This window comes from Aidingimonas halophila (assembly GCF_900106955.1).
Classification (GTDB): Bacteria; Pseudomonadota; Gammaproteobacteria; order Pseudomonadales; family Halomonadaceae; genus Aidingimonas; species Aidingimonas halophila.
Map to the genome: position 1 here is coordinate 1 of NZ_FNNI01000008.1, position 21,303 is coordinate 21,303.

Annotated in this window: 21 protein-coding genes; 14 read left to right on the plus strand and 7 right to left on the minus strand. The window is 60.1% G+C overall.

Annotation, left to right across the window (positions count from 1 at the left end; genetic code table 11):
* The 6 genes from BLW01_RS15305 to BLW01_RS15325 form a co-directional block, all read left to right on the plus strand.
* A partial coding sequence (locus tag BLW01_RS15305) for a bacteriophage T4 gp5 trimerisation domain-containing protein (protein ID WP_425304345.1) occupies positions 1–594 on the plus strand: 594 nt, incomplete at its 5' end.
* Complete coding sequence (locus BLW01_RS15310) at positions 595–1,518, plus strand: DUF4123 domain-containing protein (RefSeq protein ID WP_092571275.1); 924 nt, start codon at positions 595–597, stop codon at positions 1,516–1,518.
* Positions 1,511–4,861 (plus strand): T6SS effector BTH_I2691 family protein, encoded by a 3,351-nt coding sequence (locus tag BLW01_RS15315; RefSeq protein ID WP_092571277.1) that lies wholly within the window; start codon positions 1,511–1,513, stop codon positions 4,859–4,861. The genes BLW01_RS15310 and BLW01_RS15315 overlap by 8 nt, the downstream gene beginning before the upstream one ends.
* 70 nt (positions 4,862–4,931) lie before the next feature.
* Positions 4,932–5,669 carry a hypothetical protein gene (locus tag BLW01_RS15320; protein WP_092571279.1) on the plus strand — a complete coding sequence of 246 codons (738 nt, stop codon included), beginning with the start codon at positions 4,932–4,934 and terminating at the stop codon, positions 5,667–5,669.
* A gap of 366 nt (positions 5,670–6,035) precedes the next feature.
* A complete protein-coding gene (locus BLW01_RS18900) occupies positions 6,036–6,158 on the plus strand; it encodes a hypothetical protein (protein ID WP_268244673.1) in 123 nt (40 codons plus the stop codon).
* A 224-nt stretch (positions 6,159–6,382) separates the two neighbouring features.
* Complete coding sequence (locus BLW01_RS15325; protein WP_092571281.1) at positions 6,383–7,027, plus strand: hypothetical protein; 645 nt, start codon at positions 6,383–6,385, stop codon at positions 7,025–7,027.
* Positions 7,028–7,102: 75 nt separating this feature from the next.
* On the opposite strand, the gene BLW01_RS15330 is transcribed toward BLW01_RS15325, so the two are convergent.
* The 4 genes from BLW01_RS15330 to BLW01_RS15345 are packed head-to-tail and all read right to left on the minus strand — an operon-like array spanning position 7,103 to position 10,255.
* Entirely contained in the window at positions 7,103–7,927 is an 825-nt protein-coding gene (locus tag BLW01_RS15330; RefSeq protein ID WP_092571283.1) for an alpha/beta hydrolase fold domain-containing protein, read from the minus strand.
* Positions 7,927–8,391: a thioesterase family protein gene (locus BLW01_RS15335; RefSeq protein ID WP_092571285.1), complete on the minus strand. Its 465-nt coding sequence runs from the start codon at positions 8,389–8,391 to the stop codon at positions 7,927–7,929. The genes BLW01_RS15330 and BLW01_RS15335 overlap by 1 nt, the downstream gene beginning before the upstream one ends.
* Entirely contained in the window at positions 8,391–9,347 is a 957-nt protein-coding gene (locus BLW01_RS15340; protein ID WP_092571287.1) for an L-carnitine dehydrogenase, read from the minus strand. Before BLW01_RS15340 ends, BLW01_RS15335 begins: the two co-directional genes overlap by 1 nt.
* On the minus strand, positions 9,344–10,255 hold the full coding sequence (locus BLW01_RS15345; protein WP_092571581.1) for a beta-keto acid cleavage family enzyme: 912 nt from the start codon (positions 10,253–10,255) through the stop codon (positions 9,344–9,346). The genes BLW01_RS15340 and BLW01_RS15345 overlap by 4 nt, the downstream gene beginning before the upstream one ends.
* A 235-nt stretch (positions 10,256–10,490) precedes the next feature.
* On the opposite strand from BLW01_RS15345, the gene BLW01_RS15350 reads away from it, so the two are divergent.
* From BLW01_RS15350 to BLW01_RS15385, 8 genes are all read left to right on the plus strand, one after another.
* The gene (locus tag BLW01_RS15350) at positions 10,491–12,047 is read left to right on the plus strand and encodes a BCCT family transporter (protein WP_092571289.1); all 1,557 of its coding nucleotides are present in this window, start codon (positions 10,491–10,493) and stop codon (positions 12,045–12,047) included.
* Positions 12,048–12,049: 2 nt separating this feature from the next.
* Complete coding sequence (locus tag BLW01_RS15355; RefSeq protein ID WP_092571291.1) at positions 12,050–14,074, plus strand: CocE/NonD family hydrolase; 2,025 nt, start codon at positions 12,050–12,052, stop codon at positions 14,072–14,074.
* A gap of 68 nt (positions 14,075–14,142) precedes the next feature.
* Positions 14,143–15,060 carry a LysR substrate-binding domain-containing protein gene (locus BLW01_RS15360; RefSeq protein ID WP_092571293.1) on the plus strand — a complete coding sequence of 306 codons (918 nt, stop codon included), beginning with the start codon at positions 14,143–14,145 and terminating at the stop codon, positions 15,058–15,060.
* A 4-nt stretch (positions 15,061–15,064) separates the two neighbouring features.
* On the plus strand, positions 15,065–15,412 hold the full coding sequence (locus BLW01_RS15365) for a hypothetical protein (RefSeq protein WP_092571295.1): 348 nt from the start codon (positions 15,065–15,067) through the stop codon (positions 15,410–15,412).
* Positions 15,413–15,483: 71 nt separating this feature from the next.
* The gene (locus BLW01_RS15370) at positions 15,484–16,746 is read left to right on the plus strand and encodes a M20/M25/M40 family metallo-hydrolase (protein WP_092571297.1); all 1,263 of its coding nucleotides are present in this window, start codon (positions 15,484–15,486) and stop codon (positions 16,744–16,746) included.
* A complete protein-coding gene (locus BLW01_RS15375; RefSeq protein WP_092571299.1) occupies positions 16,733–17,116 on the plus strand; it encodes a copper resistance CopC family protein in 384 nt (127 codons plus the stop codon). Before BLW01_RS15370 ends, BLW01_RS15375 begins: the two co-directional genes overlap by 14 nt.
* Positions 17,117–17,119: 3 nt before the next feature.
* Positions 17,120–18,016 (plus strand): CopD family protein, encoded by an 897-nt coding sequence (locus tag BLW01_RS15380; RefSeq protein ID WP_092571301.1) that lies wholly within the window; start codon positions 17,120–17,122, stop codon positions 18,014–18,016.
* A 242-nt stretch (positions 18,017–18,258) separates the two neighbouring features.
* Entirely contained in the window at positions 18,259–18,669 is a 411-nt protein-coding gene (locus tag BLW01_RS15385) for a PDZ domain-containing protein (protein WP_092571303.1), read from the plus strand.
* A gap of 72 nt (positions 18,670–18,741) precedes the next feature.
* Here BLW01_RS15385 and BLW01_RS15390 read toward each other — a convergent pair whose 3' ends face one another.
* From BLW01_RS15390 to BLW01_RS15400, 3 genes are all read right to left on the minus strand, one after another.
* Positions 18,742–19,947 (minus strand): Tm-1-like ATP-binding domain-containing protein, encoded by a 1,206-nt coding sequence (locus BLW01_RS15390; protein WP_092571305.1) that lies wholly within the window; start codon positions 19,945–19,947, stop codon positions 18,742–18,744.
* A 72-nt stretch (positions 19,948–20,019) separates the two neighbouring features.
* The gene (locus tag BLW01_RS15395) at positions 20,020–20,454 is read right to left on the minus strand and encodes an SRPBCC family protein (RefSeq protein WP_092571307.1); all 435 of its coding nucleotides are present in this window, start codon (positions 20,452–20,454) and stop codon (positions 20,020–20,022) included.
* 20 nt (positions 20,455–20,474) lie between these two features.
* Positions 20,475–21,302 (minus strand): phosphoenolpyruvate hydrolase family protein, encoded by an 828-nt coding sequence (locus BLW01_RS15400; protein ID WP_175529868.1) that lies wholly within the window; start codon positions 21,300–21,302, stop codon positions 20,475–20,477.
* Between the last annotated feature and the right edge of the window lies 1 nt (position 21,303).

Here is a 21,303-nt window from a genome sequence, read left to right on the forward strand (position 1 = left end):
AACGAGCTGCGCTTCGAGGACGAGGGCGGCCGGGAACAGATCTGGGTGCACGCCGAGCGTGACCTGGAACTGCTGATCAACCACGACCGCACCGAAGCCATCGGCCACGACAGCCACCTCAGCGTCGGCCACGACCGCCTGATGGAGATCGACGGCAACGATCACCTGACCGTGCACGGGGATGACTACACCCGGGTCGACGGTGACGACCACCGGATCGTCGGCGGTACACGTCACGAAAAGATCGGCCGGGCGCAGCTCATCGAAGCGGGCCGGGAAGTGCATCACCAGGCCGGCATGAAGGTGGTCATCGAGGCCGGCGCCGAGATCACCCTCAAGGCCGGCGGCAGCTTCGTCAAGCTCGACCCCAGTGGCGTGACCCTCAGCGGCCCCGGCGTCAAGGTCAATGCCGGTGGGAGCCCTGGCTCGGGCAGCGGGCAAGCCGCCCAGGCACCCGAACTGCCGAGGGAGGCAACAGGGGAGAGCCATACCGTGGTAGCGCCAATCCGGCGTCGTGCCCAACTCACCTCGCTCGTAAAGGCACCTGCCAATTGCGAGATTTGCGAGTCGAGCAGTGATCCGGAGCGTGGCTAAATGGGGTGGCCGGCTCGCGTTACGCATGTGCTGGTGGATGGGGTGCGCTATCCGGATGCGCTCAGGCGGTTGTATGCGCGAGATGATCTGGCCGAGATCGAGCCGCTCTATCTGCTGACACGCTTCAAGGAGGTGGCCGAGCAAGGCCCCATCCTGGTGATGCCCCGGGGACGCCATTTTGTGGACGAAATCCTGGCCGAAGATGAGGGCGAGCGGACGCGCGCCATGTCGTTGCTCTCGAGCTCAGCGACCACGGAATCACTGGGAGAGCACTTGCTGGGGTTCGCTGAGATCGAGGTCAATGGGGCTTCTCGGTTACTGAGGTTTGCCGACCCGCTGGTGCTCAGGCATTGGCTGGCCAGCTATGGCGAGCGCGTGCCGGCTAAGGTGATGGGGCCTATTGATTCCTGGCACGTGCCGCATTGGGCTCCGGCCTGGGACAAGCAAGAAGCGTTGACCTGGAGAACGTTCGACGCATCCGAACAGGAAACGCCTGATGGTGGTTGGGCATCGCACTCGCCCGATGACTTCGCCAAGCCACAACGGGATGCCCTGGACGCAGTGGCCCGTTGGCAGTTCAAGGAACGCTTGTCGGCATATTTTTCTCACTATATCGGCGACGCTTGGTCGCAAGTGTCTACCGAGGTGCGAGGCACGTGGTTGGATGCGCGCCTGGATGAGGCGTTGGCCTGGGGCGCTCAGACGGAACGCCAGCTTGCCATCTGGATGGAGCTCAGCCTGCGCTGGGGAGAGGATTTCATGACGGCGCCGGGCGGGCTCTATGCTCGCTGGATGGAGTGCGACGCCACCCGTGGCGGACTGCCTCGTCAGCAACAGCTGTACGAGCTCGATGCCTGGTGTCGCTCGGCTGAGGTGGCCCCAGTGGATGGAAACTCGACAACAAGGACGTCATACGATGTCTGATCGACAAGCCCAGCAGGATGCGCGTGATGCCGAGTTCGATGAGACGCCCTTTGGGGCGACCGGCATGTGCCCGTTGAATCTCGAGATCGCCATCTTTCCGGTTCGCTATGCCATCGATGAGGCATCGAGCGAGAAGGAGAATGCCCAGGGGCCGCATCCCTTGGCCGAATCATGGGCGTCGCATGGCTATCCCGAGCTGCAGACGCGTAGCTACTGCCTGCGTCAGCTTCGCGATGGCTGGTTGTATGTCTGGGATGAGGTGGATCGCACCTTCCACGAGTACCGCATCGAAGGACACCAGTTCACGCGGATTCCCTGGCCCGAAGACGTCACCGAGACCCAGCCCGACGAACGTCAGGGAGGTGAAGAGAGCAAGCCCTACTTGCTGTACTCCTGCCGTAGCCGGTTGTCGATTGCCTACTCTCCCGTGCAGTGGACTTGGCGCATCTGCGAGCATATGCGCTCGAATGCGGATGCCCGTCGCCGCTTCATGCGCTCGCTCAGATTGAGCGCAGCTATTGAAGCGCCCGAAGACACCCCGCATGTGGGGCCGTTGACCGAACTGGGTGAGCATGTGGCGGATATTACTCCGCAGGGCGCAGTCCGTGAGTTCGATTCGGCCACGGTGATGGCACGCCCTCTCAGTGAGGAAGAACAGCAAGATGAGGGCGAGTCAGCATACGTCACCCTGGCCTTCAAGCCCGAGATCGATCAGAACACCGTGCTGGCCAAGGTACCGAACCAGGACGAAGCCCTGTTCGTGGCCCTGGATGACCCTTTGGGAATTGCCAATGATCTGACCATGCAGTTGCTGGGCGTGGAAATGGCGCTCGAGCAGTTCGAGGACGAGCACGGACATCGTCTCAACACTGCGCTGATGGTGCAGCGGCTGTGTGGTATCGACGAGAGCGATCTTCCCGATGCCGTGCGTGACGATCCAGAAAAGCAACGCCGGGCGATCGCGTTGTTGGATCAACATTATCGCCTTAGGCGGAGCGATGAGTTGTCGACGGCGATCAACCGGGGGAGCCCCTTCGATTCGGCGATCCGCCCGAATGCCAATGCCGACAGTCGTCAGGCGCAACTGGAGGCCTATGAGGCCGAACTGGCTGAATTAGGTATCGATCCACGCGACGATGATGACCTCCAGGAGTGGAACGCCAAGGCGATCTGGCGCAACGACGTGGACTACGATGGGGCGCTGCATTTCATTCAGGAACGGCAGCCTGAGTTGGAGCACTTGCAGGCACAGTGTCGGCACAGTCGTGAAGACCTGACCGCCTGGCTGGATCGTCTCCCGACATCGGCTCAGGCGCTGTGCTTCGATGGTTGCAACGTGTTGCAGACTCGGGCACTTATCGAATTCACCCGGATGGTGAGCGAGGCGCTCGGTGCCAGCGAGGAGGGGCAGCAGTGGCTCATCGAGCGGGCGCGTCGGCGTGACAACCTGGTGGGGCTGGCATTGTTCAACTTCTCGCCCGAGCTGGAACAGGCCCTCACCGCAGTCGCGAAGAACTTTATCGAGACAGGAGAGGCCGAGGGTCCATCGGTGTCGGATGCGACGAGCGTTGCTTCACGGGCCAACGAGATCAAGGGTGTACTCGATCTCGACGGTGTTCGCGACAGCCGGGCTTTCAAGGCCTTGGCGCCGCATGTTCAGGAGTCCCTGGACACCCTGATCACGGCCGTGCAAGGCCCGGCCAAGCTGGCCTGGGAGGGACTGGCCTACCAACTTCTGCCGGCGGTGGGGGCGGGAGCGACAGTCACCACCGAGCGTCTCGGCCAGGGGCTGTCGCAGACCATGCAGGCGGCGTTCGTGCATCCTGATAATGCGGCCAGGAACACCCAACTGGTCCGTGATGGCGGCTATGAGTCCCGGCATCGTCGCTGGCGGCGTGATGTCGTACGCCGCCAGAGTCTTCTACGTGGACTGCGAGAGGCACTCAAACGGCCTGCTGCGCCACATGATCGTGCCGCCCAGATAAGGAATCTCAATGCTGAGCAGCAAGCAATCGACGAACTGATGACCCGCGAGCCCAAGCGCATTGTCGCCCGTCAAGGAGGGAGCTCTGGTGGGCCGGCCGAGACACTGGGCTATGACGAACTGCGCGAGCAGAATCGCCTCAAGCTCGAGCAGGGGGCTGCCGCCGCCCAGGCCCGCATGCGCGGCTGGATGAACCGCTTTGGGGGCGGGTTGCCGCTGCTGGTCGCCGGGCTCAACCTGCTGAACGTGGGCACGACCCTTGCGACCATCGAGCGCGATGGCATGGACGAGAACGCCAAACAATCCCTGATCAGCGGCATGGGTTACACGACCAATGCGGTGATGGCGTTATGGGTGATGCCGTACTGGAATAAGCATGCGTTGTCGCAGGCAGCGAAGATCGAAGGCGTAACCACCAAGTTGGCCAAAGCCGGCGTTCGCCAATGGAGCGGAGCAGGGCAGGCAGCTTTTGCCCGTACGGCGGCCAAGCTCACCACCCGGGTGGCGGGTATGGCGGTTTTCGGGACTATTGCCGGAGTGGTAGAAGCGTGGCAGATTTCTGGACAGATTAGTGCAGCCACGAGTAACGAAGAACGAGTAGCTTTGGAAACCAAGCGGCTGAGCACATCAGTAATGGCAACTGTGTCAGGATTACAGCTCATTGGGGCGCTGATGGGGAGGTTGGTTCCATTCGCCTGGATCATGGCGCCTTGGGCCGCCTGGACCTTGGCCATCGCCGGGGTAGTATATCTCTTTGCCTCATTCTTCGTTGATTACTATCACCGCGAGGGGGTTCGCCTCTGGTTGTATCGAAGTGGCTGGGGGAAGTCCCCGAGGTGGGCCGATGACGATGAGGGGCAGGCTACTGAATGGCGCGCTTTGCTGGAAGCGCTCTACCAGCCGACGGTACGCCTGGAACCGGTCACTAGCCTGGGCTATCAAGGGCGGCGAGCCGCTCAAGTCCATCAGGGCTTCTGGCTCAAGATTGCACTGCCCTCCATGTTGGCGGGCGAAACGATAAAGTTGTCCCGAAACGCGAGCCGCGGATTCTGGGCGCCGGCCTCTAGCCTTGAAGAGCGTGCTGACCGGTCGGGCGGTACGCTGCCAGCGCCGACAGACTATGACCCCAAGGAGCCACGCATCTGGCAGGCCTGGCTGCCCACTGATGAGCAGGCTGCAGGAGCGCCTTTTACGCTCTCGATCGATTACCCGGAGACGACATTACGCTCTCCTCATAGCGCGGACTATGTGTTCCATAAGCCTCAGGCTGATGAGGGCAGTTTCGATCTGGAGCCAGGCGACAATACCGCGGTCTGCCAGCCGATAGGTCGTTTATTCAGCCTGACGGTCCCAAATTGATATAGCGAAGGCGTGAGATTTCTTTCCGATAGGTACCGAGCTATCGTGTTTTTTAAAAGGGATATGCAACATGTGGTTTGTTCAGCCAAGGAAGAATTATGTGCCCGAAATGCCCTGGGAGCGCACTGATGAGCCTGAGCTAATGAGCTGGCAGGTTCGGGTAAGAGACTATAATACCTACGTAGCAAATGTTGGATTTTTTATAATGCTATTATTTATGGGGGGGCTGTGGTTTTTTTTGGGTTTTGTTGCTGGGGAGGATGAATTTATCAAGAAAGCCTCTATAGTCATGTTCTTTTTAATGATACCTGTCGCCATGAGCATGACCCATCAGACCTCCATTATCGTCTACCGCTTGACGAATAAAGGCTATGAGAAGATTTCATGGAAGCCTCAAATCGACTCGGTCAAGCCGGTGATGAAGTGGACGGCCATTATCTCCGGCATTGCCGTCCTGGTTGCCTCCTTTTTTAATCCCTATTTCCTTCTTGGTGCGGTGGGGCCAGCGGGATTTGGCCTGATAGCATTGGCGATGGGGAACTCGAAAGGATATCAGTCATTGGTTCGGGGAGAGCGGCATGAAAATCGAGGCTGGGATGCTGTAGAAGAAATCGTGCTTTGGAATAAGCGTCGCCTTATAGGGTTGAAGATGACATTTGATGATGGATTTGGTCCACATTCAAGCTATCAGAAGATTTATTGTAAAAAGGGCGATGTCGAAAAAGTTCTGGGTTTCATTAAAAGCGCGACACCTGATGTTGATTTTTTGGAGCGAAAGTTGATTGTTAACGAGATTTCTGCCCAGTAGGAGGCAGTATCGGCGGGGCTCCACCGTCGTGCAGGAGCACTGGTAGCCATCCACCGAAAGACATATCGCGCACGGCAAGGAGGCCGTGCCTATCAATTTCCACTAGGGAAGGTGGCCGGTCGTCTGCCCCGGCTGTAGCGTGCCTGGACTGGGAGCTCGGCACCGACTAGGCAGAGCTTGTCCACCCTCGCCGGTGACCGGCTGGTAGTCCTTCGGTGATGATCGACGGCAGGCCGGTGGAGGCGTGCTTCGGGCAATCCAGTGCCGGCGAGGCGCCGAAGGCGGCCTATCCCAGTGTGCCCTTTGCCACCCATCAAGGATGACGGGATCGTCACTCTCGGCTTCTGATTCAAGGAGGAAAACACCATGGAATCCATGCAACGACCCAACGAGCCCGGCGAGCGTTTCATCATGTCGTGGACGGCCTATGTGCGTCCCATCGTCGTCTTCCTGGTCATGGTAATGATTGGCTTGGCTCAGCCCAGATAGGGCAGCTCCGATGTGGAGCGGGTGCAAGTTGACTGTACAGGCTATCAATCTATCCGAGCATTGCTCGACAATTCGTGAGGTAAGAATCATCGGTGCGGTAAAAGGCCGCATTTGGTGTAGTAATGGTTGATTCTGGCAGTACAGGGGAGCAGTATCGGTACACTATGTTGATGGTCAAGGTCTTGATTTTTAATGTTCTGGAAAAGTCAGTAGGATGAGTTGACGTGTTCAATTATCTTGTTTTTTTCATGATTTATGCTGGCATCACGATATCCATCTATCAAGTGTATCAGGCGCACTATAATCAGAATTTTGGCGACTATGACAAACGGCGAGATGGCAAGAGTCAAGAGTGCAGGGAGTTGTGTCTCAAGGCGAGACAGTATGAAGAAACGGGCGATGCATCGGGCTTCATTCAGTCGGTAGAACGAATTTTTGGTGACAACTTTGATCATCGAGTTGCGCTGGCCTCTGTCGCGGAGGGTGGGGGAGAAATTAGCCTGGAATCACTGTTACGCCGAAAGCATAATATCGTCTTTGACGATAAGATAAGGCTGGTGCACATGCCTGGTTGGAAAACCGACCCTCCTTCAAAAGATATAAGAGGAGTCATGCTTTCGGTCATTGTGACGAACTGTTTGTTGGCAATTTTTTTAGGTGGGTTGAGTGTTTACACCGTAGGCTATGAAGTCACGTTGGATTTTCTCGCTTGGACGAATGATGAGCTCGTATTGATGTTTGTTATCTACTCTCTGATACTGGTAAATTATCTCGTATATAGACTTGATATATACATGTATGACATCTATCAAGTGGGAAAGCTCAATGACACATTTCGTGTCGATCGCACTGGTAGGCCAGAGGGATAGTCGCGGGGCACATTACGACCACTTCGCCATCAGTGACCCACTGTCAGGTTAACACCATCACATCACACTATCTCCTCATCCCAAACGCTTCTCTAGCGCCTGGCAGAAATCCTGCCAGGCCTCCCGCATTTCGGGCAGGATGTCATGGGCGTGCAGGGCACCGTGAACCATGCCCGGCGCGATCCGATAGGTGACATCGGCACCGGCTTGTTGCCAGGCGAAAACGGCGCGTTCCAGTGGCGCCGTCAGAGGGTCGTGTTCCACTGCCAGGACATCGATAGTTGCAGTCGGCGGTGTGGTCGAGGTATCCATGGTAATGGGGATTTGAGTGGCGACTTGTTTCCACAGAGCGAGGATATCGGCGCGCGAGAGCAGCGGGGCGTCAGGCCCTAATGTAGTGTCGCTGGGCTGGCCCACTGGAGGGTAGATAAGTCCCAGCGGGATAGGGCGCTGATACGCCAGGGCAGCATGGATGGCGAGGGTGGCGCCGGCACTGTCACCCACCACGGCACGCGGCGCGCAGGCATCGATGACACGCAGACAGTCATCGAGAGCCTCGGCGTAATCGGCCTCCGGCGCCAGGCGATAATCGACACTGATGACGGTGCGCTTCAGCCGTTCGGCGAGGTTGGCCGTGAGGCCGTGGTGGCTGACGACCGAGCCCAGGGTCCAGCCGCCGCCGTGGAGATAGACGACGGTGCCCGGCTCGGCCTGCGCAGGTACGAAACGACGCACTGCAACGCCATCGAGCGTGTCATCGGTGATTGTCATATCTTCGGGATCGGCCGGTGCGAATGATTGACACAGCCTCTCATACGCATGTCGTGCCTGTGTGCGGGGCATGCCCTCGAGTTCCGCCAATCCCGCCTCGAAACGCTCGATGAATGTGGTGAGCCCCATCAACGATCACTCCGACGAATGCCAATGCGACGTCCGGCGACTTCAGGCCAGGCATCGGCCTCAGCATGAGGCAGGGTATCGATCTTCGCTTCGACCGGCGCGGGGAGGGCGCCGGGGCGGCCACTGTCGATGTTCATTCCCATCAGCATCTGCTCGCTGGTAGCTAACAGGGTGTTGTCATCATCGACGAGATCAAGGAAAACGTGCAAGCGCTTGTCGTCGCGGTCGAGCAGACGAACCCCGACCCCGAGCGCTTGGCCTTCGTGCGCTTCACGACGGTAACAGAGATGGGTTTCCAGCGTGTAGAGCGTATAGCCATGACGCTTGCGGCCGGCGGCATCCAGGCCGATATGGTCCATCAGTGATTCGACCGCCAGGGAAAAGACCCTGGCGTACTCGGCGTCGTTCATGTGGCCGTTGTAATCGACCCATTCCTGAACCACGCGGGTATCGAGAATCCGCATCAGATGCGGCCCTCCAGCCCTTCGGCTTCCGGCCAGTATCTCTGCACCAGAGCGAGGAGCTCGACCAGGAAGTCATCGCGGCGTCGGTTCAGTGCGGCGACGGAACGACCGGCGGCCTGGTGTTCACACCCCTCGACGACCTTGTCGATGAGCTCATCGGTGAGCTCCGGGGCTTCCAGCCTGGTCCAGGGCAGTTTCAGGGCCGGCCCGAACTGCTCGAGCATATGTCGCATGCCGGCATCGCCCCCGGCCAGGTGGAAGGTCAGGAAGGTGCCCATCAGCGACCAGCGCAGACCGCAACCATAAACCACGGCGGCATCGATCTCTTCGGTGGTGGCGACACCGTCATTGACCAGATGCAACGCCTCACGCCATAACGCTTCCATGAGGCGGTCGGCGATATGCCCTTCGATTTCGCGGCGGACTACCAGAGGACGCATGTGCAGACCCTGATAGAGCGACTGGGCGGTCTCGGTATGTATCGGGGTCGTTGCTTCCCCACCGACCAACTCGACCAGGGGCAGCAGATAGACGGGATTGAAGGGGTGGGCGACGATCACCCGGCCGGGGGCCTGTCTGCAATCACGCTGCAGGTCGCTGGGCTTGAAGCCGGATGTGGACGAACCGATGATCACATCCGGTTCGGTTGCGGCATCCAGAGTCGCCAGGATTTCGCGCTTGAGTTCGATTCGTTCGGGGGCGTTCTCCTGGACGAGGTCGGCCCCAACGACAGTGGCTTCAGGCGATTCCATGAACCGCAGTCGGGAGGCATCGGCGCCTTCGGCCAGTCCCAGCCGTTCGAGCGAGGGCCAGGCGTTATCGACGAAGTCGCGCGTCCTGGCTTCTGCATCCGGTGCAGGATCGAAGGCCGTGACATCCCAACCGTTGGCAAGCGCGCGGGCGATCCAGCCATTGCCGATCACTCCGGTTCCAATGACAGCGAGCCGTTGGCTCATGCGGCACCTCCATTGGCGACTTGGCTGGTGTGCGGATCACGGAGGTCCAGGTGGGAGCGAGTTTCCGACGGCGTCATGACCCGGCCGCCCAACTGATCGATGATGCCACCGGCTTTTTCGACCAGTTGGCCGTTGGTCGCCAGCACGCCTTTCTCCAGATAAAGGTTGTCCTCCAGACCGACCCGTGCGTGACCACCGAGCAGCGCTGCCTGTGCCACCATCGGCATCTGATGACGGCCAATACCGAATGCCGCCCAATGGGCGTTTTCCGGCAACTTGTTGCGCATGGCCAACATAGTTTCGGTGTCGGCTTCAGCGCCCCAGGGAATGCCCAGGCAAAGTTGATAGAGTGGATCGCCATTGATGAGACCTTCCTGCTGGAGTTGGCGAGCGAACCACACATGGCCCAGATCGAAGCACTCGAGTTCTGGCTTGACGCCGGCGGCCTGCACCAGACGGGCATGCTCGCGCAGCCAGCCGGCAGTATTGATGTAGACCATGTCGCTGAAGTTGAGACTCCCGCAGTCCAGCGTACACAACTCCGGCAGTAGTTCACCGACCGGGTGATGACGTTCGGCAGGGGTCTGGATATCGGTGCCCGGACCGCCACGGGTGGGGTCCTGCGAGTCCGGTAACCAGTCACCACCGCCGCCGGCAGTAATATTGAGAACGATGTCAGTGCCGGATTCCCGCACCCGCTCGACGACTTCGCGGAAATGCTCGGTGGAGTGGCTGACAGCGCCCGTATCGGGATCGCGCACGTGCAGGTGAGCGATGCTGGCGCCGGCCTTGGCCGCCTCGATGGCGGCATCGGCGATCTGCTTCGGTGTGACCGGGACATTGGGATTCTTGTCGACGGTATCGCCGGCACCTGTCACGGCGCAGGTCAGGATAACGTTGCGGTTCATGGGCTGGGCCTCATCGAGGGAATTTGCGCCCAGTGTCGACGAGTTGGTCATCTCCGACTTTTCATTTGCCGCCATGAAATCGACACGATTGGCCATAGTGTCTGGGGGGTATTCCCCTGTGTCATGCCCCTATACCGATTCATCGCTTGGTAACCGACTGCCAACTGGCACTAGAGTAGGCCGCCATGCTCATGGCGCATTGCGTCCACCAATAACGATAGAGGGAGACAAGCCCATGCGAGAGCAATTCCGGCCATTGGTATTCTGGCCAACCTTTCTGGTGCTGGTGGCGGCGGTCATTGCCAGCTACATCGATCTCGATGCATTTCTGGGCGCTACCAGTGCACTCAACGATGCCATTCTCGACCGGTTTTCCTGGCTGTTCAGTCTGGGCAGCGTGTATCTGCTGGTGTTGGCCGTGGTGGTGTATTTCTCGCCGCTGGGGCGTATTCGTATTGGTGGCGATCAGGCAACGCGACTACTGACACCACTGCGCTGGTTCTCGATCACCTTGTGTACCACGCTGGCGGTCGGTGTGCTGTTCTGGACGACGGCCGAACCGCTGTACCACTTGATGGGACCGCCGGCATCGTTGGGCCTCGAGGAAGGATCCAGCGAGGCGGCGCTGTTTTCCATGTCGACCATGTTTCTGCATTGGGCATTCACCCCCTATGCGATCTATGCGGTACCGGCCCTGATTTTCGCTCTGGCGTTCTACAATCGACGTCAGCGGTTTTCGATTTCCAGCATGCTCGAGCCTCTTTTGGGGGAGCGGGTCAAGCGTTTCGCCGGCTTGATCGACGCCTTGGCGTTGTATGCCTTGGTGGCGGGCATGGCGTCCACGCTGGGAACCGGGGCTCTGACGTTGGCCGGCGGTGCCGGGCAGTACATCGACGGCGATACCAATCCGGTGCGACTGGGCGTGATCATCGCGATCATCGTCGTGACGTTCGTGATCTCTGCCGCCAGTGGCCTGCAACGTGGTATCGCTCGGTTGTCGTCGCTCAACGCCTGGTTGCTGCTGGCGCTCGGACTCTTCGTGTTCGTTTTCGGGCCCACCGTCTTCATGCTGCAACTGGGCGTGGAGTCGTTCGGGGTCTATCTCGACAATTTCTTTACCCGCAGCCTGTTCACAGGGGCCGCCGGTGACGATCAATGGCCTTATTGGTGGTCGATTTTCTACTGGGCGATCTGGTTCGCCTGGGCGCCTGTAGCGGCCCTTTTCCTGGGCAAGATTTCCCGTGGCTATACGGTACGCGAGTTTCTGCGTGTGAACCTGCTCTATCCGGCACTGTTCGCCGTGATCTGGATCACGATCTTTTCCGGTGCGGCGCTTTACTTCCAGATGCGCACCGGCGTCGATCTGCACGCGATTCTCGACGACCGCGGCATCGAGCATGTGCTCTATGCCCTGTTCCGGGAACTGCCCCTGGCGGTGGTCTGGATTCCACTGCTGCTGTTCATTGCCTACATCTCCTACGTCACCGTGGCCGATTCCAATACCGACGCCATCGGCAATCTCTGCACCCGTGGCCTGACGGCCGATTCCGACCTCAACACCGGTTTACCGATGAAGGTGCTGTGGGGCGTGATCGTCGGCGTCGTCTCCTGGGTCATGGTCAGCTTCGTGGGTATCGACGGCGTCAAGATGCTGTCGAACCTGGGCGGTTTGCCGGCGATGCTGATCATTCTGACGGCCAGTAGCTCGCTCTGGATATGGCTCAAGTACCCGGAACGCTTGTCGGTCCCGACGTCCTCGTCTCTACCATCGTCTGAAAAGGAAGCCAACTGACCATGCGCGTCAAAGAGGATTTTCCCTACGCCGTTCGCGAGATTGAACATACCGAGATCCCATTGGCCGACGGGACGCGTCTGGCGGCCCGGCTCTGGTTGCCGGAAGGCGCCGAGCGGGCACCGGTACCCGCGATTCTCGAATATCTGCCGTATCGCAAACGAGACGGCACGGCGGTGCGTGATGCGCTTACCCATCCCTATTTCGCCGGTCACGGGTATGCCTGCATTCGAGTCGACATGCGGGGAAACGGTGAATCCGATGGGTTGATGGAAGATGAGTATCTGCCGCAGGAGCAGGCCGATGCCCTGGAAGTCATCGACTGGATCGCCAGCCAGCCCTGGTGTAGCGGCAAGCTGGGCATGATGGGCATCTCCTGGGGCGGCTTCAATTCCCTGCAACTGGCTGCCCTGCGTCCCGAGCCCCTCGAGGCGATCATCACGCTGTGCTCCACCGACGACCGGTTCGCCGACGACATTCACTACAAGGGCGGCAACCTGCTGCTCGAGAACATGGGCTGGTCGGCGACCATGCTCAGTTTCTCTGCAGCGGTACCCGATCCGGCGTTGGTAGGAGAGCGCTGGCGTGAGATGTGGCAACACCGGCTCGAAAACATGCCGCTGATGGCGGAGACCTGGCTGTTCCATCAGACGCGGGACGACTACTGGAAGCATGGGTCGGTGGGGCAGAACTATGCCGATATCGAGGCGGCGGTCTATTGTGTCGGCGGCTGGGGTGACGCCTACAAGAACAGCGTACCGCGGTTGATGGAGCACCTCGAGTGTCCGAAGAAGGCCCTGATCGGGCCCTGGATTCACAAGTACCCGCACTTCGCGATTCCCGATCCGGCCATTGGTTTCCTCCAGGAGGCACTGCGCTGGTGGGATTACTGGCTCAAGGGAATCGACACCGGGGTGATGGATGAGCCCGCCGGCACGTTCTACCTGCAGGATGGCCTGCCGCCTCAGCCGATGTATCGCGAACGGCCGGGGCAATGGGTACGTACGGAAGGCTGGCCGAGTCGTGAGGTGGAATCCCGCTGTCTGTCCTTGACCGAACGAGGACTGGTGGAAGACAACGCGGCACTGGCAACGTCGCAATGTATCGACTCGCCGTTGACGACGGGACGTTATCAGGGCGAGTACTGCGCGATCTGGTTCGGACCCGACCTGCCGGCGGATCAGCGACGCGATGATGTCGATGCCTTGTGTTTCGATGGTGAACCGGTGGCGAAACCGCTGCCGATTCTCGGCAAGCCGCGTGTACGTCTGCGTCTGGCCAGCGATGCGGACTGCGGCCAGCTGACCGTGCGGCTCAATGACGTCGGGCCGGATGGGCGGGTCGCCGAGATCACCTACGGCGTGCTCAATCTGGCACTGCGTAACGATCTGGGCTCTCTCGAGCCGCCGGTCCCCGGTGAGCCCATGGAAATCGACCTGGAGCTCGACATGATCGGCTATCGTCTGCCGGCCGGCCATCGCCTGCGGGTCTCCATTGCTTCGGCCAATTTCCCGCTGCTCTGGCCGAGTCGCGAACGCGCCGCACTGACACTGCTGCCCGGCGAACAGTCGCTGGAACTGCCCGTTTTCCGGGGAGAACCGCTGGCCGAGACGCCCTTTGAACCGCCGGAATCGGCGACGCCCGAACGCCTGGAATCGCTGCGGGACGCCCGGCCTCGGCGTACGCTTCAGGAAGACGTGGGCAGTGGCGAGGTCACCACCATCGTCGAGGATGACCTGGGTTACATGCGTTTTCTCGATCATGGATTGTGGGTCGATCAACACTGCCGGGAAACCTATACGGCACATCCTGACGATCCCGATGCCACGCGGGCCGAGATCGTCTGGCATTATCGCGCCGGGCGAGACGAAGGCGAGGGGCAGTTTCAGGTCGCCGTGGAGAGCCGTTACTGGTTGAGGGCGGATGCCGAGCGATTTTATCTGGAAGCACGACAGGTCGCTCATGAAGGCGACGAGGAAATTCATCGCCGACATTGGCAGCGACAGGTGCCGCGTACTGCGTTATGAGCGGTGCTAAGTCGCGGCGCCCGGCACGTGTTAACCTCGGTGACGCTATCTTGTCACCGGGGAGTGTCATGCCCAGCCGCGATGCTTTGCCACCGCTGTCTTGCCTGCGGACCTTCGAAGCCGCGGCGCGTCACTGCAACTTCACCCAGGCAGGAGTGGAACTCAGCCTGACGCAAAGCGCCGTGAGCCGCCAGGTCAAACGGCTGGAAGCGGATCTGGGGCGGCCGCTGTTCGAACGTAGTATCGAAGGGTTGCGACTGACCCCGGCCGGTGAGCAATACTACCGGGTGGTGCGGCGAGCCCTGCGCGACATCAGTGATGAAAGTGCGCGCCTGCGCCGCCACGGCAACGATCTTCAACTGACACTGGCCTCCAGTCCGACCATCGCCTCGATCTGGCTGGCCCGGCATCTGCCGGATTTTCAATGTGCGCATCCGGATATCGAGATACGCATTCTCACTGTCGAAGATCCCTACCGTCTCGATCTCGCGGAATTCGACCTGGGTCTCTATTACTATGTGGCCGATGAGGTCGATCCGCCCGGTATGCTGGCCGAACCGGTCTTCCAGGAAGAGGATGTCATCGCGGTATGTAGCCCCGCCTACCTCGAACGCCAGGGTGAGGTGCGAGATGCGGCCGACCTGCTGGCGCATCACACACTGTTGGTGGTCGAGGACCATTTCCATGACTGGTTGACCTGGGAGGCGTGGTATCGGGCCCTGGGGCTGGCCTGGCAATCGCCGACCCATCGGTTGCGTGCCAACAGCTATCAATTGCTGATGCATGCCACCTTGGCCGGGCAGGGCGTGACTCTGGGCTGGGCGCGGCTGCTGGCCGATGATATCGAGCAAGGCAGTCTAGTGCAGGTATTGCCGTATCGGCTGCCCAGTCGAGGCAAGCTGTCGTTGTTCAGCCCCCGGCACCGTCACCTGACGCCTGCGATGCGGGCATTTCGAGCATGGTTGCTCATCAGGCAGGGAGAATAAAGCGATGTCGGCATGTGATTCTGATGTGTCCCTGGCGACGCGTGCGCGTCGGATCCTCGAGACAGCACCCGAGACGGCGTTGCCGATGACTTACCAACAACTCGCCGAAGCGCTGGGTCTACAGCCGCCGCGTACCATTCAGCGTGTTGCCCAGGCATTGGAGACCCTGATGCGCGAGGATGCTGCACGGGGGCGACCATTCATCGCGACCCTGGTGATCAGCCGCCGAGAGCCTCGGCCCGCTCAAGGGTTCTTCGATCTTGCCGTCGAACTGGGACGATTCCCGTCCGACCCGGCACAGCAGATCAATGCCTATCATACCGAGTATCATCGAGCGTTGCGGGCACGCTAGTCGGCCAGCTGGCGGTTGCAAATTCTGGCAGACTAGGCGCATCTTTTCCGAAACCATGAAGAGGGAGCGACATGAGCGAGACGAAGCAGCCATGGACACAACCCATGCCGGAGCAGCAATTCGAATTGATGCGCGAGATCCTGGATGCCCCCAGTCCGGTAGGGATCGAAGGGGCCATGACCTATGGGGTGCTCAAACCGTATTTCGAGAGTTTCGCCCCGAAGGATTGGCATCTGCATCAGTTCAAGGGCCATGCCGGTGTCGTGCTGGACACCCATCCGGGCAGGGACGACCTGTTCAAGGTGATGATCGTCGGCCATGCCGACAAGATTCGCATGCAGGTGCGCTCCATCGGCGAGGACGGCAAGATCTGGATCAATACCGACTCCTTCCTGCCCACGGTGCTGATCGGGCATGAGGTCAAACTGTTCAGCGAAGATCCGGACAATCCCGGCAACTATCGTGTTATCCAGGGCGGCACGGTCGAGGCGCTGGGCGCCATCCACTTCTCCGATCCATCGGTGCGCACGGGCGACAAGGGCATCAAGAAAGAGCAGATCTACCTGGACTTGCAGATTCATGGCGACAACAAGAAACAGCAAGTCGAGAACCTGGGGGTAAGGCCGGGCGACGCCATCCTGCTCGATCGCCCCATTCGCCCGGGATTCAGCCCCAACACCTTCTACGGTGCCTATCTGGACAACGGCCTGGGCTGCTTCGTCACGGCGGAAATAGCGCGCCTGATTGCCGAAGCGGGTGGCACGCAGCAGGTACGCGTGATGTTCGCAATCGCCAGTTACGAGGAGATCGGGCGCTTCGGCAGCCGCGTGCTGGCCGGCGAGCTCGAGCCGGACGTACTCATCGGCGTGGACGTGAACCACGACTACGTGGCGGCCCCCGGTATCGGCGACCGGCGCATGCAACCCCTGGAAATGGGCAAGGGCTTTACCATGTCAGTAGGTGCCATTGCCAGCGAGCAGCTCAATCGCCTGATCGAGACCACGGCCAAGGAGCACGAGATCCCCATGCAACGTGACATTGTCGGGATCGACACCGGCACCGACGGTATGGCCGGTGTGCTGGCGGCTATCGACTGCGCCGCCACCTCCATTGGCTTCCCCATTCGCAACATGCACACCATATCCGAGGCCGGGAATACCCAGGATGTCATGGCTGCGATCTACGCCCTGACCTACACGCTTCAAGCGCTGGACGGCATGGCGGACCCGCATCGGCAATTCCTCGATAACCATCCGCGTCTCGATCAGGCGAATTCCCTGGCCCACCAGGGCTCGGACAAGCCCGACGAGGAGAAGACATATGACGATCACTGATGGCACGACCGGTTACAACGGGTGGCATTGGCGGTCGGTCGTTGCGGTCGGCTTGTTGACTGTCAGTTCCCTGGCCTGGTCGCATACCCATGTCACCGCGACGCACCCGGTCGATGGTGAGGTGCTGCAGGAGTCACCGGAACGCATTGCGGTCGAGTTCGACTCTCCGCTGCGGATGACCCAGTTCGAGATCGCCGGTTCCCAGGGAAAGGTCGAGTTGCGAGAGGATTCGATCGGCTCAATGGCAACGCAGCACGAAGGCGTGCCGGCCGAGCCTCTGGCGCCGGGAGAATATCAGGTCGAGTGGCGGGGCCTCGCTGAAGACGGTCATGACACGTCGGGTGACTTCGGCTTTACGATCGACGAATAGCCGATGGGCGATATGCTGCTGAGTGGCTGGGATATCTGGGTGATTGCCCGTGAGCTGACCACGGTGGGTTTCTACGTCGCCACTCTCATGGCCGTGGGCGGCGTCCTGTTTCGTGCCGCCTTTCCCGCGCTGCCGGTTGCTCAACAGGCCAGGCTGGAGCGCAATAGTCTGGTGGCAGCCTGGTCTGGGATTGCCCTGGCCTTGTTGCTCTGCCCGCTGCATGCAGCCTATCTCGGGGGCAGCTCGCTGACGGCTGCATACGATCACATGCTGTTACGGATCGTGTTGCAAAGCGCTCAAGGTGAACGCCTGTATCTGTCGGTGGCCGGCCTACTATTGCTACAGGTGGCCTTGCTAGGGAGCCGGCTTCCCCACCTGCGTGCCACTGTTGGTATTCTGGGCATCCTCCTGGTACTGGTTGCCTTTACGCTGGTGGGGCATACCCACGGGAAGCCTGTCCTGAGCGGGTTGCTGATCGCGCATCTGGCCATGGCGGCATTCTGGCTGGCGGCTCTCCCACCATTGTTTCGTCTGCTGCACCAATCCTCGCAGGATCCGTTGCCGTCGCGCCAGCTACAGCGTTTCAGCCGTCTCGGTGCCGTCATGATCGCCGTCTTGCTGATGGCCGGTGGCGTGCTGGCTGCCTGGCTGTTGGGTGGTCAAGCCACGGCTCTATGGCATTCGAACTATGGCCGAGTACTGTCACTCAAGTTGGCCCTGATCGCGCTGCTGTTGATGCTGGGTGGACTCAACCGATGGCGGCTGGTGCCTGCATTGGCGCGTGGCGAGCGTCATGCCCGTCGGCACTTGCGCCTGAGTATCGCTGGCGAAGGAGTATTGATGATACTGGTCCTGCTCGCTGCAGCGCTGTTGATGAATACCAGGGCGCCGATGGCATAGAGCATGACCATCTTTCCTCCCCGACTCGACTCCCGAACCTGAGGTGTTGACGCCTTGGTGTGTTGCTGGCCGGCAATTCATCAACAAATAGTCCTGCCCTTTGAGTTCTTCATGGTGATAAGCACTCGCTATCTCTACAATGCAAGTCAACTATTTTGTTAGCTAACTAATAATATGATAGCTTACAAACCATCGGAAGCCCCTTGGACCCAAGGGGCAAGGAGAGGAAAGGAGATAGACCCATGAAATATGCAACCGCCATGGTGAAGGCAGTCGCAGGCAGCGCTCTGGTTCTGGGAGTGATTGGGCAGGCCTCTGCGATGGGTGGAGTCAACACTCATACGCTGGAAGCCGGCACGTCAAGCTCGCAACAGGTCGCCGGGACACAGCGCTATACGTTGCAGGTCGATCAACCGTCGCAACTGGAAATTCGTAGTCGGGACCTCGGAAGCGGTGACGCGGCATACTACCGCTTGCAGGGAGTGTTGCTGGATGACCAGGGCAATGTGGTTGCTGAGGCCGATCAGGTAGGCGGACAGATCGCCCTGGATCAATCGGTACAGCCCGGCGATTATGTCCTCGAAGTGAACGGCCAGTCTCTGGGTGGCACGCGTGAAGGCATGAACAGCTACGTGCTCGAAACGCAGTTGTAATCCGCTCGCCGATGGAGCCATCGGACCACCCTCCGGGTGGTCCGATCAGGTCGGCATCCGCCGGTCGTATTCTTATTCCTTCCCCATCACCTCCCGAAAGTGTTTTACCAGCATCGCGGCAAATTCCGGATCATTGATGTGGTATGGATAACGGATGATGCGTCGTTGATCGGTCTGCTCGACGGTCTGTTCCAGGGCGTCGAACAGTGCGGCGTCAGCGTCGGGGTCGTGAAACGGTTGTCCGGGAGCATCCAGGCCGGAGATGCCTTTTTCGGGTAGCAGGAAGTGGACCGGTCCCTGACTGCGATTGAGCTTGGCACCGATCCATTCGCCCATGCGACGGTTCTCGTCGACGGTCGTACGCATGAGTGTGACGTGCGGATTGTGTGCGTGGATGAGGCGTTGCTGATACGCAGCCGGCAACGTGTCGCGGGGGCCGAAATTGACCATGTCCAGCGCACCGCAGGAACCGACATAAGGAATGTACTGCCGAGCCAAGGTATCCAGGCGGGTGTCGCCGGCACTGAAGATGCCCCCCATGAAGAGGTCGCAGACTTCAGTGGTGGTGATATCCAGCAGGCCGCTGATCATGCCGCTGTCGGCGAGTTTTTCCATGGACTGACCGCCGGTTCCGGTGGCGTGGAATACCAGGCAATCGTAGTCGTTGTCCAATGCACGAGTCACCTGGCTGACACAGTCGGTCGTGACGCCGAACATGCTCAGTCCGATGGAGGGCTTGTCATCGCCATTAGGCGGCAGCTTGCCCTGCATCATCCCGGCCAGTGCATGGGCGGCATTGGCCAGCACGCGTCGCGAGATACGATTGAGGCCGGCGACATCGGTCACCGAGTAGATCATGGCGATGTCACTGGGCCCGACGTAGGGTGCCACGTTGCCGGAGGCAACCGTCGAGACCATGACCTTGGGCACGCCGATGGCGAGATCACGCATGGCGGGGGTCACCAGGGCGGTACCGCCGGAACCACCGAGGCCGATCACGCCCCCGATATCATGCGCTTGGGCCAGGTAGTGTTGCAGGGCGTCGGCCATGGCGGCGATCGAACGGCCACGGTCGTTGAGGAAGACCGCCCGGGGTCCCTCGGGATGACAGGCGGCAACGTCTCTGGCCTGGATGTCGGCGCAGCTGCTGTCTGCACCGCCGGTGCTGACATCCACGACTCGGGTTGTCAGACCGTCGGCTCGTAGCAGGTCGCGCACATAGCCAAGTTCGTCGGCCTTGGTATCGCAGGTACCGATCAGATAGGCAATGTTTGCCATGGCGTGCTCCTGTGCGGTCCTCGTCGTGCGGGGCCTTGTTGTTGTCTATCGCGTTGGGGCCGTGAGTCGGGCTCAAGACAGGCGTTCGGTCACTCCCTCGAAAGCCAGACGAAAGGTATCCGAAACCCGCTGCATGACATCCTCGTAATGCACGTCGTCGACCTCGAATTCCGCCCACCATTCTCCGAAACACTCGTTGGTGGTGGTGACGGGTTTCAGCCGCATCTCGGAGATATAGTGCCGAACCGGGAGTGCGGGAGCCTCCAGGATGCGATAGCAGCACAGATGATCCCGATCGGAGAGGGACAGCAGCTCCTCGCGAATGGCATTGCCGTCGTGATCATGGAAGTGGCGTACACAGCCGATCTGGTCGGCGGGCTTGCCGTCCTCGATGTAACTTCGGGCGAAGAACGGGTGGTAGTCAGGCAGTCCGTTGAAGTCTCGCAGTACGCTCCAGGCCTGCTCGAGCGTGACTGGCATGACGGCACTGATGTAGACCCTGGCCATGGCGTGCCTCCTCTTGTTGATTATTGAATGGCCTTGAAATGGCGGATCTGCTGAGTGAGTGCGATTTCGGTCGGTAGGCGCTCCATGCTGCTGGCGCCGTAGAAACCGTTGCAATGCTCGCTGTGGTGCATCACGTAGGTGGCATCTTCGGGGGTGGCGATCGGTCCACCGTGGCAGATCACCAGCACATCCTTGCGGATGCGTCGTGCCGCCTCGGCCCACTCGTCGATCAGGCGTACCGATTCATCGAGCGTCTTGGCGGAGGCGGCCCCGATCGTGCCACCGACCGTGACGCCCATGTGCGGTACGATGATGTCAGCACCGGCTTCCGTCATGGCGACGGCTTCGTCGGCACTGAAGACATAGGGCGTGGTCAGCATGTCCAGCGCATGCGCCTGCCCGATCATATCCACTTCGGACGCATAAGTGATGCCGGTTTCCTCCAGGCTGATGCGGAACGTACCGTCAATCAGTCCCACGGTAGGGAAGTTCTGGACCCCGGCAAACCCCAGGTCTTTCAACTCACGCAGCAGCTTGGGCATGATGACGAAAGGATCGGTACCGTTGACTCCGGCCAGTACGGGGGTGTGCTTGACCACCGGCAGGACTTCCAGAGCCATTTCCTGAACGATCTGGTTGGCGTTGCCGTAGGCGAGCAGGCCCGCAGATGAGGCGCGTCCTGCCATGCGATAGCGGCCGGAATTATAGATCACGATCAGGTCGATTTCGCCGGCTTCTTCGCATTTGGCGGAAATCCCGGTGCCGGCGCCACCGCCGATGATCGGTTGGCCTCGCTTGGCCATGTCCTGGAATCTGGCCATCAGGCCGGCTCTGTCGAATTGGGCCATA